Origin of the sequence: Anaerocolumna jejuensis DSM 15929 (assembly GCF_900142215.1) — a bacterium.
Taxonomy (GTDB): domain Bacteria; phylum Bacillota; class Clostridia; order Lachnospirales; family Lachnospiraceae; genus Anaerocolumna; species Anaerocolumna jejuensis.
Window position 1 is genome coordinate 560,361 of the sequence record NZ_FRAC01000007.1, and the last position, 15,843, is coordinate 576,203.

The following is a 15,843-nucleotide window of genomic DNA, read 5'->3' on the forward strand; positions in this document are numbered from 1 at the left end:
TGATGAATATTACAAAAGAGAAGAAACAGGGAAGGGCCGAAAAGCAGAAGAACAACAGAAAACGTATACACATTAAGGATAAAATAAACCGAATCTATGATATGCCCATAGGAAAGAGGCTTAATGTAACTTTTGGCTATATAGGAGTAGTAGTTCTTTTAATGGTAGCAGTATCTCTTATAAACATCATTTCTTTAAGAAACATGACGAATAAATTCCACTCTCAGATTTATACAACAGAAGAAAAGGTATTAAAAGCTCAGGTTTCCATGAAAACCATAGAGAATAATATTTACCGCAGCTATATGACAAAGAATAAGGAGTTGTGCAGTAAATATATTGAAGGCTCCGAAACAGAATATGGCTTGCTGGATTCATACATAAAGGAACTGGCTTCCATACCTGTTTTACAAAACAAAAAGAATCAGGAAACTATAAAAAGCCTGCAATTGGAGCTGGAAAAAGCAGACCGTTACAGGCAGCAGATATTAAAAAGCGCAAAGGAATTTGACCAGGAGAAAATATACAGTACCTATAAAAATGATTATGTCCCCATACATAGTCATATGCTGGAGGAACTGGAAGGTCTGGAAAGCTTTACGGCTTCTTATGGACAGCATTATATGGACGTTACGAATATAAAAGTTGCAGTAAGCATAGGGTTATTCTTACTGCTTTTTGCTGTGGGTACTGTCAGCGGTATCCACATTTTGAAAAGGACAATTAAGAGCATAATCAATCCGGTTGAGAGCATTATGGCAGTTATGAAAGAGATGGCGGACGGTAATTTAGGCGTTGAACTGCATATTTCCTCTCAGGATGAAATGGGAATTCTGTGCCGGGGAATCATGCTGACTATAGAAAAATTAAATAATTATATTAATAATATTACCTATGTAGTAAAGCAGCTGGAGGAAAAAAATCTTACGGTTGAAGTGGACCTGGATTATGAAGGGGATTTTAAACCCATAAAGACATCTCTGGAAAATACAATTTTGTCTCTGAAACAGGTCATAGAAGCAATATCAGTGACTGCAAAAGATATAACAACAGGTTCTGCCCAGATTGCTTTAACAGCTAAAACAGTGGCGGATGGAAGCGTAGAGCAGAATAACAGGATAAACGGCCTGATGGGAGAGCTTGAAACGATTGTTGGCATGATAAATACAAATGCCTTGCAGACCAGGCAGGTCAGTGAACTTACGGAGGCATCGGTAAGAGCAGCCAGGGAAGGTGACGGCGGCATGAAAAAGGTGCTTGAAGCCATGGAGGTCATTAAGCAGCAGGCAGAAGAGATATCACAAATTATTGCCGTAATTGAACAAATAGCCGAGCAGACAAATCTATTGGCTTTAAATGCGGCTATTGAAGCTTCCAGAGCGGGAGAAAACGGAAAGGGCTTTGGTGTTGTGGCAACGGAAATCGGGAAATTAGCTGCCAGGTGTACTCAGGCAGTACAATCCACCTCCGGTTTAATCAGTAACACAGTAAATGCTATTCAGTCAGGGGCCAGGCAGGCAGACAATACGGCAGGAAATTTTATCAGAATTGTAAAGGCTGCAGAAGAGACCAACAATGTGATGGAAAAACTGGCTCAGAATACAAGCGAAATACAAAAAGAGCTAAAAAATACCCATGTGTTTTTAATGGACATAACACCTATTATTGAAAAAAATGCCGCAGCTGCGCAGGAGAGTGCTGCTATGAGCGAAGAATTTATTATTCAGGCAGACAAGCTGGAAAGGTATTTACTGGAGTATTCCATGAATTAAATCTCTTTATATTTTTTTAAAAAGCAAAATAACAGACACAAAACAGCGTATCTATCATATTTATATGATAGGAAGCAAGAATGGCTTCCCTTATATTATCGTGCAGGATATCTTATCCTGAATTCATGAAAGGAGCTTTTTGCATGAACGCTGGTTTTAATTTATCAGACTCTGGAAAAGCAGGTAAGCGTCTAAAAGATGATAGATCTACCGTTTCAGCATCTGCTTTAAACGGTGGATGGAATACAGGCCGTCCCGGCGACGGTTATGGACATAACCCTTCTAGTCCACCGTCTTCTTGCCCACCTGGACCGCCCGGACCACCTTGCCCACCGCCAGAACCTCCTTGCCATCCCGGCCCTCCTGGACCACCTGGACCTCCCGGAACTATGGGACCACAAGGCCCTATGGGTCCTATGGGTCCCAGAGGTCCGGCAGGCCCGGCAGGCCCTCCCGGTCAGCAAGGTCCGGCAGGAGCCACAGGAGCTACAGGAGCTACAGGTCCGGCAGGATCACCTGGTGCTATAGGTCCTACTGGCCCGCAAGGTGAACAAGGTCTTATCGGCTTGACAGGAGCTACAGGAGCCCAGGGTCCGCAAGGTGAAGCAGGTCCGGAAGGTCCGGCAGGTACAGCAGGTCCCTCAGGTTTAGCAGGTCCGGCAGGTCCACAGGGTCCGGCAGGAGCCACAGGTCCGCAAGGGCTGCAGGGAGAATCCGGTACAGCAGGTCCGCAAGGTGAAACGGGAGCCACAGGAGCACAAGGCCCGGCAGGAGCCACAGGTCCGCAAGGGCTGCAAGGAGAATCCGGTCCGGCAGGTCCGCAAGGTGAAACGGGAGCCACAGGAGCACAAGGCCCGGCAGGAGTTACAGGTCCGGCAGGTCCACAGGGAGAACAGGGTCCGGCAGGTCCGACAGGAGCAACTGGAGCTACGGGAGCAACTGGTCCGGCAGGTCTACAGGGAGAACAAGGACTGACAGGTCCGGTAGGAGCCACAGGGGCCACAGGAGCCACAGGCCTCACAGGCTCGCAAGGTCCCCAGGGAGAATCTGGTCCGGCAGGCCCGGCAGGTGAAGCAGGTCCGGCAGGAGCACAAGGCCCGGCAGGAGCCACAGGACCGGCAGGCCCGCAAGGAGTCCAGGGTCCGGCAGGTCCCATAGGAGCAACAGGAGCAACAGGAGCCACAGGGCCGGCAGGTCCACAGGGAGAACAGGGACTGACAGGTCCGGTAGGAGCAACAGGAGCAACAGGAGCCACAGGCCTCACAGGCCCGCAAGGTCCCCAGGGAGAATCTGGTCCGGCAGGACCGGCAGGTGAAGCAGGTCCCGCAGGAGCTCAAGGCCCGGCAGGAGCCACAGGTCCGCAAGGTCCGCAAGGGGCACAAGGTCCCGCAGGGCCAACAGGAACTACAGGAGCCACGGGAGCAACAGGCCCGGCAGGAGCCACAGGACCGGCAGGTCCACAGGGAGAACAGGGACCGGCAGGCCTCCAAGGAGAAACAGGAGCCACAGGAGCCCAAGGCCCGGCAGGAGTCACAGGTCCGGCAGGCCCTCAGGGAGAGCAGGGACCGGCAGGCCCGCAAGGAACCACAGGAGCCACGGGAGCCCGAGGTCCGGCAGGAGCCACAGGCCCGGCAGGTCCGCAAGGTGAACAGGGTCCGGCAGGTACCACAGGAGCAACAGGAGCCACGGGAGCCCAAGGCCCGGCAGGAGCAACAGGCCCGGCAGGTCCGCAAGGAGAACAAGGCCCATCAGGTACCACAGGAGCAACAGGAGCCACGGGAGCCCAAGGCCCGGCAGGAACCACAGGTCCGGCAGGTCCGCAAGGAGAACAGGGTCCGGCAGGCCCACAAGGAGAAACAGGAGCCACAGGAGCCCAAGGCCCGGCAGGAGTTACAGGTCCGGCAGGTCCGCAGGGAGAACAGGGTCCGGCAGGGGCCACAGGAGCCACAGGAGCTACGGGAGCTCAAGGTCCGGCAGGAGCCACAGGCCCGCAAGGCCCGCAGGGAGACCCTGGCCCGGCAGGTCCGCAAGGAGAAGCAGGTCCCGCAGGAGTCCAAGGTCCGGCAGGAGCCACAGGCCCACAAGGTCCGCAGGGAGATCCTGGCCCGGCAGGTCCGGCAGGAGCCCAAGGCCCGGCAGGAACCACAGGTCCGCAAGGTTCACAGGGAGACCCCGGTCCGGCAGGAGCCACAGGTGCAACAGGAGCAACAGGAGCACAAGGTCCGGCAGGAGCTACAGGTCCGCAGGGACCGCAAGGACTACAGGGACTTCAAGGTCCACAAGGCCCACAGGGCCCGGCAGGTCCGGCATTCACCAGTTCCTATATTTTCCGTTACAGTACGAATTCTGACAGAACCATAGCCGGCGGTGCAGAGTTTGTATTTGACACCGGAAATGTTCCGAATACGCCTGCAGGAGTTTTGTTATCTAACGAAACAGATACTGTATTGACCCAAACCGGCGTATATCTGGTTATATTTGAAGCAAATGTGTTAGGAACTCTGACATCAGTCTCCATTAACCTTAATGGAGCACCGATTCCGGGAGGTACTACAGGTGATACGGCTACTACAATCAGAGTGGAAATCACTGCAATTGTGGAGGTAACAACTGTACCAGCCGTCCTGACAGTCACTAACGATTCTTTCATTTCCATTACCTTCCCTGATCTTGCACCAGGCAGCGTAGTAGCAGCCCTTACGGTTTTAAAATTATCATGATGTTTTAGGATAAGGCGCCCGATCTTAAGGGCGCCTTATTACTATGTAATGTACATTGTTGAAAGTATGGCCAAATACGAGGAGGGGCAGTAGCGTTTACCTGGAATTTTCTTGGAGTTAGGTAGAGGGACGAATAATGCGGAAATATAGGAACCTATCAGTGTATATGTCATATATATAATGTAGGATTTCAAAATCCTATTTTATTGGAGAGGAGTTTTTGCATGAATAGTAATGATTCGTCAAAAAGCAAATCCTATGACCAAGATGACATGAATGTAAGTGCAGCAAATTATTATGGATCAAGGAATTCAGGAAGATCAAATTGCTGTGATCCGGATCCGTACCCGCCTGGACCTCCCGGACCTCCCGGACCACCTGGACCTCCCGGACCACAGGGACCTCAAGGAGCCACAGGACCCCAAGGCCCACGAGGAGCCACAGGCCAGACAGGAGCCACAGGAGCCACAGGAGCCCAAGGCCCGGCAGGCCCGGCAGGAGCCACAGGAACCCAGGGACCGGCAGGCCCGGCAGGAGCCACGGGAACCCAGGGACCGGCAGGCCCGGCAGGAGCCACAGGAACCCAGGGACCGGCAGGCCCGACAGGAGCTACAGGAACCCAGGGACCGGCAGGCCCGGCAGGAGCTACAGGAACCCAGGGACCAGCAGGCCCGGCAGGAGCTCAGGGACCAGCAGGCCCGGCAGGAGCTACAGGAGCCCAGGGACCGGCAGGCCCGGCAGGAGCCACAGGAACCCAGGGACCGGCAGGCCCGCAAGGACCTCAGGGGCCGACAGGTCCCGCTGGTGCAGCTACCATTATTCCTTATGCATCCGGTAATGTTGTTGCATTGACTACAATACTTGGTGGATTAGTTGGTACGACAGCCGCAGTTGGTTTTGGAAGTTCCGCTACAGGAATTCGAATAATCAATGGTATAATTGACACTACTAATATCAATAATTTTGCATTTTCCATGCCTAGAAATGGAACAATAAATTCTTTGGCAGCATACTTTAGCGTTGATGCCGCAATCAGCTTGATTGGTACCACAGTCAGGATTACAGCACAGCTGTATAGAGCTTCTTCTTCGAGTAACCAATTTACAGCTATACCCGGAGCAGTAGTACAGCTTGCACCGACACTTACAGGTATTATTGCAATTGGAGAAAAAGTAAGCGGAATTACAACAGGCCTTTCCATACCTGTAACAGCAGGATCAAGATTATTGCTTATATTCTCTGCATCTGTTGTTTCCGGTCTGGGAATTGCAACAAGCATCGTAGGGTATGCGAGTGCAGGGCTTGGAATTTCATAAATAACCTCAAAGCCTCCTAGTTAAATATAAAAGGGATATTGCAGTCAGAATGGATAGCCGATTCATTCTTTCAGCAGATATCCCTTTTATATTGAAAATGATTCAGGTGGAATCTGTTCTAAATATATCGTTTATAAACAAGTATATAATGACACTGGTATCAAGTCTTAAAAAAGGATTTCGGGAATATGTTAAAAGTTATCCGCCTGTGTTATAATAACTGTTAGATAGCAGAATTGAACAGAAGGAAGGTAGTGAAATGTCTAATATCACGGAAAAAGAAATATATCTTGCGGGAGGGTGCTTCTGGGGAACTGAGAAATACCTTTCGGGAATACAGGGAGTACTGGCAACCAGTGTAGGATATGCCAACGGCAATACGGAGAATCCCACGTACCAGGAAGTATGCCGCAATAATACCGGACATGCCGAGACCGTGAAGGTGGTGTATGATTCTGAAAAAATAGAGTTGGCCTTTATTTTAAACCTTTACTATGACGTTATAAATCCCACCTCTGTCAATAAACAGGGAGCGGATGTGGGAAGCCAGTACCGTACCGGTATTTATTACGTGGCAGAAGAGGATTTGCCCGTAATCAAAGCATCCATACAGGAGCTGCAGAAAAAATATGAAAAGCCTGTTGCCATTGAGGTACTGCCCTTAAGAAATTATTATCTGGCAGAAGAATACCATCAGAAGTACCTGGATAAGAATCCCGGCGGCTACTGCCATATAGGGGCTGATAAATTCGAAAAGGCAAGAACAGCTACAAAATAATTTAATTAATTCGAAAAGGCAAGAACAGCGACAAAATAATGTAATTAATGCAAAAAGACAAGAACAGCGGTAAAATAATGTAATTAATGCCAATAATCCGGCAGCTCATAAAATTCATAAAAGTACAAATCCTACCTATAAAAATATAGAAGTAGTAAGTATTGATAATTGTTCTCAAGAATACTGTTGACTGATAAAGCAGTTGTGGAATACAATTATATGAGAATGATTATCAAATACTGACTTGCAGGAGAATTTTATGAGCGATGATATCTTTTTAATAGGAGAGGACAGAACCTCTTCTTATGTGGCTTTTACCCTGGCCAACTGCTGTATGCCGACCCTTGTTAAAGCAAAGCCCTCCAGTCTGGTCAGTTTTCGCAAGAGGTATATTGATAGCAGAGACAATTTTTTGAAAGCTCTTTTACGGGAAAGCGGGAACTTTGGCTGCACTTACCGGATTCTTTATGAAAGTGAAACGGAAATATATATCATAGTATACAACAGGAACCTGCTTTATGAGGTGCTTAAGAGAAATGCAGGTAATCCGCTGCTTTCCGGTAACGGTTATACGCTTATTACCTCCGGTTTGGAAGAAGTAATGGAGCAGTTAATGAAAAGGTACGGCAGGTACCAGCAAAATAAGGTCATGGGAATTCAAAAGGATTTTCCTCATGAAATCGGCATTATTCTGGGGTATCCGGCTGCCGATGTGGAGGAATATATCAGAAATAACGGGGAGAACTATATTCTGTGCGGTTATTGGAAGGTCTATCAGAATGCGGATGAAGCAATAAAGATATTTGATACATTTTCCAGAATCCGCAGGGAAGCGGTCAGGCTGTTCTTTGCCGGAAGGCCGTTAATAGATATCATAAGTTTCTCTCCGAGGCATTAAAAGGTTCAATTGACAGGGGTGGGGTTTAATGTTATCATAATCCAGGTCAAAGAAAGGCATTACAGTGAATTTTCAGAACGGAGCAGAAAATGTTAAACCAATTTTCAAGAACAGAACTTTTATTTGGTAAAGACAGTATGGAGAAGCTAAAAGACGCAAGAGTTGCGATTTTTGGTATCGGCGGTGTCGGAGGCTATACGGCGGAGGCTTTGGCAAGAAGCGGAGTAGGTACTTTTGACCTTTTTGATGATGACAAGGTCTGTTTAACCAATATCAACCGCCAGATAATCGCTACCAGAAAGACTGTGGGAAAATACAAGGTTGAGGTCATGAAGGAACGGATACTGGATATTAACCCAGAAGCAGTAGTAAATACTCATCAGACTTTTTACACTCCCGAGGTAGCCGAAAAGTATGATTTCTCGGAATACACCTATATTGTCGATGCTATTGATACAGTAACCGGTAAAATTGAGCTTGTATTAAGAGCGGATAAGAGCGGTGTACCTATTATAAGCTGTATGGGAGCCGGAAATAAATTAGACCCTACCATGTTTGAGGTGACAGACATTTATAAGACCAGTATCTGCCCTCTGGCAAAGGTTATGAGAAAGGAATTAAAGGTCAGAGGAATCAAGAAGCTTAAGGTGGTCTATTCCAAGGAACCTGCCAGAAAGCCTATTGAAGATATGGCAATCAGCTGCAGAGCCAATTGCATCTGTCCTCCCGGTGCCCAGAGAAAATGTACGGAGAGAAGGCAGATTCCGGGAAGCAATGCCTTTGTGCCCTCTGTAGCCGGTCTCATTATTGCCGGAGAAGTGATTAAGGATATAACAGAAGTACGATAAAGGAAGGGGCTGTTGCAAAGGGAAGCTCTGCGGAGTATAACTTGCCACACACACCGGTTGACCGACATCTGACATGATTTGTATGCTAAAATCGTACATAAAATGTTCGCTTATAGCATACAAATCATATCATCTGTCTGTCAAACAGTGCATCATGGCAAGTCATACTCCGCAGAGCTTCCTTTTGCAACAGCCCCTTTTTAAACTATAATAATTGTATATATTGTATATAATAATCAATCAATTTACTGCATTAATTTGCTCCTGAAGAAAATTACAGTAAACTATAGCAGAAACAGTCGATATGTGTTATAATAAATAAAATTACAGTATATGGAATAAATAAGGGGAATCTATGCATAAGAGAAAGCGGATATTGAAGATTATAACCTGTATACTGGTGGTATTTGTTATTTTTTCGGTATACAATAATTTAACTGCATATTCTGCCAATGAGAAGAAGGGAAAGAATATACTCTTTATTAGTTCTTATAATGAAAATTTTCCAAGTGTTCCCGATGAAGTGAAAGGAATCCGGTCCGTATTCCCGGAAGAGAAGTACAATGTAGATTTTGAATATATGGATTCCAAGCGCTTTGTTACGGATGAGAGCAGAAAATTGTTTCATGATCTTCTTCAGTATAAGCTGGAACATCTTCCTGCTTATGATGGTGTTATTGTTGGGGATGACTATGCACTGCAATTTGTAATGGATTATCAGGAAGAGATGTTTCCAGGTATTCCCATCGTGTTCTTAGGAGTTAATGATACGGACAGGGTGAAGGCAGCGGAGCAGAAAAGCAATATAACAGGCATTGTCGAAGAACTTTCCCTGGAGGATAACATCCGTTTAGGACTCAGCCTTAATAAGAAGGCGAAGAGAGTTGTTGCCATTGTTGACGGCACCTTAACGGGAATTGGCGATGAAAGGCAGTTTTACTCTTTAAAAGATGAATTTCCGGAGCTTACCTTTGATGAGATCAATGCGGCAAAGTACACCTTTGCTGAAGTGGGCGATTTGGTAAGTAAGCTGGGAAATGATACTATTCTATTATATTTAAGTATGTATACGGACAAAACGAACACCGATATTACCATACCGGAAGCATCCGCCCTCTTGAGCGAAGCTGCCAAAGTTCCCATAATCCGCGCGGAAGTCGGCGGAGTCGGCAATGGAGTACTTGGCGGTAAAATGTTTTCGTATTATCATTCCAGTGTAAAAGCTGCCAAAACTCTTAAGAAAATTTTTGAAGGAACCTCTCCTGATTCAATCCCTATTGTTACTAAAAGTCCTAACTACTACATTTTTGATTATAATGTTTTAAAAAAGCACCATATTTCATTACATAACCTTCCTGAAGGTTCTAAGATAGAGGGACGTAAAATTTCCTTTATGGAACAGCATCCGATACTTACAGCGAATTTCGTTTTAATTGTATCTCTTTCATTACTGGTTATCATACTGCTTAGTACGGATAATATCAGACGAAGGAAAATGGAAAAAAGACTGCAGGAAAGTCATGAGGAATTAGTTCAGACCTACGAAGAGCTGACGGCATCGGAAGAGGAATTAAGAGTGCAGTATGAGCTTTCCCAGCAGCATATGGAAAAAATAGAAATCCTGAACCAAAAGTACAGCATAGCCGTAGAAAGTACCGGCAGTGCTGTCTGGGAGTATGATGTTACCTTAAGGACCCTGTCTGTTTCAGAGGGATTTTTAAACAGTGTTGATTCCAAGCTTACACAGATGAAGGATATTGACATACTTCTGGACGGAATTTTGAGTAAGGAGCAGAAGGATACTGTTATAGCGGAGTATACCCGTTACCTTAATGGGGAAATAGATAAGATTTATAGGGAGCTCATGCTCTATAACCACAAAGGGGAGAAAATCTGGGTGCTGCTCAGCGGCAAGGGAGTCCATGATTTAAAGGGAACGGTAACGTCGTTGAACGGGCTGCTCATTGATATTACAAAAATTAAGGAGCAGGAGGAATTTATCAAGTATCTGGCAAGTAATGATCATCTGACCAATCTTCCCAACCGGATGAGCTTTATGGAAAAGATAAACACGGAATTACAGGCAAAAGCCTGCGGAGCCATCCTTTTAATGGATATCGATAATTTTAAGGGAATCAATGATTCCGTAGGGCATTTGTACGGGGATAAAATGCTTTCATTGATTGCAGAGCGTATCCGTACTCTTATAGGTGAGAATATATTGGCCTACCGTTTTGGAGGGGACGAGTTTATCGTCCTGATTACCGGCAATGATGTTGAATTATTGATAGAAAGCTGCCTGGAGAAAATAAAGGAATTATTCAGCGAGCCCATTCAGCTGATGGGAACAGAGCACCTTGTGAAGTTCAGCATCGGAATTACTGTTTTTCCGAAAGACAATTCGGACATGGAACGGCTCCTGATCAACGCAGATACAGCCATGTATTTTGTTAAGGATAATGGCAGGGACAACCATATGTTTTACAGTGATAAAATTCTGGAGGACATCAGAAGCAAGGCTGAAATCGAGGATATCCTGCGGGATGCCTTACGGGATGACGGCCTGCGCCTGCTCTATCAGCCCCAGATAAATGTCAATACGGGAAAGATTGATGAATTCGAAGCACTTCTTCGCTTAAAGAACAGAAATCTGTCACCGGCAAAGTTCATTGAAGTGGCGGAAATGAGCGGATTAATTATTGACATCGGCAGATGGGTAACCAAAGAAGCAATCCGTCAGATGGCAGAATGGCGGGATAAAGGATATCCGGTAAAACCCGTTGCCATTAACTTTTCAGGAAAGCAGTTAAATGACAGAGAGTATATTTCCTTCCTGCATGATACGCTGCAGGAGTACCAGATTGACCCCAGATATGTGGAAATCGAAATTACGGAAAGTATTTTGGTAGAAGAGACGGAAAATACACTGACATTTTTAAATGAGCTGAAGGCTATGGGACTGCGGATTGCCATGGATGATTTTGGAACAGGGTATTCCTCCATCAATTACCTGACCTTCATTCCTGTCAACAAGATCAAGCTGGATAAGTCCCTTTGCGAGAAATTTATAAATCTGGACAACAGTGTAATGTGCAGCCTCATTGGTCTTATGCATAGCCTGAATCTCATTATAACAGCGGAGGGAATCGAGGAGACTTATCAGTATTACAGGTTAAAAGAGGGCGGCTGTGACCTTATTCAGGGATATTTGTTCAGCAAACCTCTTGCCAGCCAGGATATTGAAAATGTCTATAATTATAATTTTATCAATCAAACAATGCAATAAAGCAGAAACAGAAAAAGTCAGAGCTGCCGCAAAGGTTAATTCCAAAGCCTTTGCGGCAGCTTTTTGTATATTTTAAAGGGTTTTGGTTAATTAATATCTTTATCACATGATGGAAAAGGAGATATTATGCAGGAGAAAAAAGAAGATACTTTAAACTCTGTCCAAAATAAAAGACTTAATAAGATTAAGGCTACGAACAGTGAAGAAACGGCAGCCTGGGCTAACGAAGAAAAATCAGTAAATGACAGTAATGTGTCCATACCTTCAGAGTATGAGGTGGGAAAAGCCAAGAACTGGGTTGACAATGGAAGCCAGTTATAACAATTTTTAACTACTGATTATCGAATATCCATTTGGAGAGCGGATATTCAGGAAAGAGGAAAAAATGTCTAAAATAACAATGACAGTAGACGGTAATACGGCAGCAGCCTATGCAGCCTATGCCTTTACCGATGTAGCAGCAATTTATCCCATAACCCCATCCTCCAATATGGCCGAAGTTACCGATGATTGGGCGGCAAAGGGAAGAAAAAACATTTTCGGACAAAGTGTAAATGTAGTAGAAATGCAGTCTGAGGCCGGAGCTGCCGGTGCATTTCACGGCTCCCTGCAGGCAGGGGCATTGACGACTACCTTTACGGCGTCCCAGGGCTTGCTGCTTATGATTCCCAATATGTATAAAGCAGCAGGTGAATTGCTTCCCGGTGTTTTCCATGTCAGTGCAAGAGCCCTGGCAGCCCATGCCTTGAGTATCTTCGGAGACCATCAGGATGTTATGGCCGTCAGGCAGACGGGTTGTGCCATGCTGGCAAGCGGCTCTGTACAGGAGGTAATTGATCTGGCACCGGTCGCCCACCTTTCTGCCATAAAGGGAAGGGTGCCTTTTGTACATTTCTTTGACGGATTCCGTACCTCTCATGAAATACAAAAGGTAGAAGCTCTGGATTATGAGGATTATGCATCCCTTCTTGACTGGGAGGCCTTAAAGAAATTCAGGGAAAGGGCACTTTCTCCCAACCATCCGGTTACCAGAGGAACGGCTCAGAATCCGGATATCTATTTCCAGGGAAGGGAATCCAGCAATCCCTTTTATCAAGACCTGATTCCAATTGTAGAGGAATACCTGGAGAGGACAGGAAAGCTGACAGGACGCAAATACGGACTCTTTGATTATTATGGAGCAGAGGATGCGGAATATATTATTATTGCCATGGGTTCCGTGACCCAGACCATAGAGGAAACCATAGACTACCATAACAGCAGGGGTGAGAAATACGGACTTGTAAAGGTACACCTCTACAGGCCCTTCAGCATGAAACATCTGATTGATTCTATTCCTGGTTCTGTAAAGAAAATTGCTGTTCTTGACAGGACAAAAGAACCCGGAGCCCTCTATGAGCCACTTTATATGGATGTCTGCGCCAGCTTTTCAGATAGAAAGGATAAGCCCCTCATTATCGGAGGACGCTTTGGCCTTGGCTCCAAGGATACGGGACCGGTTGATATTACCTCAGTTTATGAGAACTTAAAGCAGGAAACACCCAAAGACCATTTTACTATTGGCATTACGGATGATGTCACGGAAACCTCTCTGCCCCTGATTCCGAAATTCCAGGCAGAGCCTGCTGACAGAAAGTCCTGTAAATTCTGGGGACTGGGCTCGGATGGAACGGTGGGAGCCAATAAGCAGGCAATCATGATCATAGGAAATTCTACCGATTATAATGTACAGGCATATTTTGACTATGACTCCAAGAAATCCGGCGGTATTACCATGTCCAATCTAAGGTTTGGCAAATCACCCATAAAGTCCACCTATCTGGTAGACCATGCGGATTATGCGGCGTGCCATAACCAGTCCTATATCAATAAATATGATATGCTGAGTGATTTAAAGCCCGGCGGAATCTTTGTTTTAAACTGCCGGTGGAAGGAAGAGGAACTGGAAGAAATGCTGCCTGCAAGGGTAAAAAGGGCACTGGCAGATAAGGCAGTCCGCTTCTTTATCATTGATGCCGTAAGCATTGCTGCGGAAATTGGCCTTGGCAACCGGATTAATATGATAATGCAGGGCGCCTTTTTTAAACTCATTGATATTCTGCCGGAAGAAGTATTTGTAAAGGCATTGAAGGATGCGGCAGCCTATTCCTACAGTAAAAAAGGGGAGCAGGTCGTAGCCATGAACCATGCAGCCATTGATAAGGGTGTTTCGGGAGTTCATGAGGTCAAAATACCGGAGAACTGGAAGGATGCCAGAGAGGAAAAGCGGGAAGGGGAAAAAGAGCCGGAATTCGTGGAGAATATTATGCGCCCCATACAGGAATTAAAGGGCAATGCCCTGCCTGTCAGTGCCTTTAACGGAAGAGAGGACGGAACCTTCCCCAATGGCTCCACCGCTTTTGAAAAGCGCGGCATTGCCGTCAATGTACCGGAATGGATTGATAAGAACTGTATCCAGTGCAACCAATGCTCCTTTGTTTGTCCTCATGGAGTTATCAGGCCCTTCCTGATGACGGAAGAGGATATGAAAAATGCCCCGGCGGATTATACTGCTATTAAGGCAACAGGGAAAGGTTATGAGAATTATGTCTTCCGTATACAGGTAAGTACCATGGATTGCACCGGCTGCGGCAATTGCGCGGATATTTGTCCGGCAAAGGAGAAAGCCCTGGTTATGAAGCCCATTGACACCCAGACAGAGGTGCAGGTTCCCAACTGGAAATATGCTTTTTATGAAATAGGCCACAAAAATGATACTCCCCTTGGAAGCACCGTAAAGGACAGTCAGTTCAGGCAGCCACTCATCGAATTTTCCGGAGCCTGTGCCGGCTGCGGTGAAACACCTTATATTAAGCTTATTACACAGCTTTACGGGGATAGGATGATGATTGCCAATGCAACAGGCTGTTCCTCCATCTGGGGAGCCTCTGCACCGAGCACATCCTATACTGCCAATAAGGAAGGAAGAGGACCGGCCTGGGCTAATTCACTCTTCGAGGACAATGCGGAATATGGCTTTGGCATGTACCTGGGCAATAAGCAAATCCGGAATAAGCTGGAGGCTCTCATGAAGGAGCTGCTGGATACCGGGATTGAAGAGGAGCTCAAGGAGCTGTTAAATGATTGGATTCACTATAAGGAGGATGGAGAAGTCAGCAGGACGGTCAGTGAAAAGCTGTTAAAAGCGTTGTCGGGATACAAGACCGCTGACAAAGAGAAGGAAAAGCTGATAGGTGAACTTCTTGAGAAGAAGGATTATCTGGTGAAGAGGTCCCACTGGATTGTGGGAGGCGACGGCTGGGCTTATGATATAGGCTATGGCGGACTTGACCAGGTAATGGCCTCCGGAGAGGATGTTAATGTGCTGGTGTTTGACACAGAGGTCTATTCCAATACCGGCGGGCAGGCATCCAAATCAACTCCTGTTGCCGCTGTAGCCAAGTTTGCTGCTTCCGGCAAAAAATCCGGCAAAAAGGATTTGGGAAGAATGATGATGACCTATGGCAACGTCTATGTGGCACAGGTGGGAATCCATGCGGATAACAATCAGCTGTTAAAGGCAGTAAAAGAGGCCGAAAGCTACAAAGGGCCCTCCATTATCATTGCCTATTCCCCCTGCATCAGTCATGGTATAAAGGTCGGAATGGGTAAAAGCATGGAGACTGTTAAAGAAGCCGTAAAGGCAGGCTACTGGCATCTGTACCGCTATAATCCGGAGCTTAAAAAGGAGGGCAAGAATCCTTTTGTCCTGGATTCCAAAGCACCGACAGGCAGCTTTAGAGACTTCCTTTTAGGACAGGTGCGCTACAGCTCCCTTGTAAAGGCATACCCCAAGGAATCGGAAGAACTGTTTCAGAAAGCAGAAGAGCAGGCAAGAGAGCGTTACGAGACCTATAAGACCCTTGCGGAGCTTAAAGTAAATTCATAAAAAATAAAGTTAATTTTATGCATGAGTTTTGATGCGCCGTAATGCGGAGATTTAAGTATTACGGTGCATTTTTATGTTGTGGGCGGAAGCTTTTCCGTCATTGGTCTCATGGGTTTGCCGTGCATAAAAGAAGCATTAAAACTTGACAGAGGACAGGGTAGTATAGTATAACTGCATATGTTATTGCATATTGATACAAAAAAATTTTATAATATCGAAAAAGAGTTATTGACAAATAGTAGGAAAGGTAGTATAAATTATTCATACAAATCATATCAAAAAAGTATGAAATAAAAA

Annotated in this window: 9 protein-coding genes; all 9 read left to right on the forward strand. The window is 46.0% G+C overall.

Annotation, left to right across the window (positions count from 1 at the left end; translation table 11 throughout):
* Positions 1-2 precede the first annotated feature (2 nt).
* Positions 3-1,772, forward strand: a complete 1,770-nt coding sequence (locus BUB77_RS05925) for a methyl-accepting chemotaxis protein (RefSeq protein WP_073273811.1) — start codon at positions 3-5, stop codon at positions 1,770-1,772.
* A 407-nt stretch (positions 1,773-2,179) separates the two neighbouring features.
* Positions 2,180-4,492 carry a hypothetical protein gene (locus tag BUB77_RS29060; RefSeq protein ID WP_278277705.1) on the forward strand — a complete coding sequence of 771 codons (2,313 nt, stop codon included), beginning with the start codon at positions 2,180-2,182 and terminating at the stop codon, positions 4,490-4,492.
* A gap of 224 nt (positions 4,493-4,716) precedes the next feature.
* On the forward strand, positions 4,717-5,808 hold the full coding sequence (locus BUB77_RS05940) for an exosporium glycoprotein BclB-related protein (RefSeq protein WP_073273813.1): 1,092 nt from the start codon (positions 4,717-4,719) through the stop codon (positions 5,806-5,808).
* Between the two features lie 259 nt (positions 5,809-6,067).
* Positions 6,068-6,586 (forward strand): peptide-methionine (S)-S-oxide reductase MsrA, encoded by a 519-nt coding sequence (msrA, locus tag BUB77_RS05945; protein WP_073273815.1) that lies wholly within the window; start codon positions 6,068-6,070, stop codon positions 6,584-6,586.
* A gap of 259 nt (positions 6,587-6,845) precedes the next feature.
* Positions 6,846-7,484, forward strand: a complete 639-nt coding sequence (locus tag BUB77_RS05950; RefSeq protein WP_073273817.1) for a DUF3793 family protein — start codon at positions 6,846-6,848, stop codon at positions 7,482-7,484.
* 89 nt (positions 7,485-7,573) lie between these two features.
* On the forward strand, positions 7,574-8,332 hold the full coding sequence (locus BUB77_RS05955; protein ID WP_073273818.1) for a tRNA threonylcarbamoyladenosine dehydratase: 759 nt from the start codon (positions 7,574-7,576) through the stop codon (positions 8,330-8,332).
* Positions 8,333-8,687: 355 nt separating this feature from the next.
* The gene (locus tag BUB77_RS05960; RefSeq protein ID WP_073273820.1) at positions 8,688-11,618 is read left to right on the forward strand and encodes an ABC transporter substrate binding protein; all 2,931 of its coding nucleotides are present in this window, start codon (positions 8,688-8,690) and stop codon (positions 11,616-11,618) included.
* Between the two features lie 126 nt (positions 11,619-11,744).
* A complete protein-coding gene (locus BUB77_RS05965; RefSeq protein ID WP_073273821.1) occupies positions 11,745-11,939 on the forward strand; it encodes a CDIF630_02480 family spore surface protein in 195 nt (64 codons plus the stop codon).
* 64 nt (positions 11,940-12,003) lie between these two features.
* On the forward strand, positions 12,004-15,546 hold the full coding sequence (gene nifJ / locus BUB77_RS05970) for a pyruvate:ferredoxin (flavodoxin) oxidoreductase (RefSeq protein WP_073273823.1): 3,543 nt from the start codon (positions 12,004-12,006) through the stop codon (positions 15,544-15,546).
* Positions 15,547-15,843: the final 297 nt, after the last annotated feature.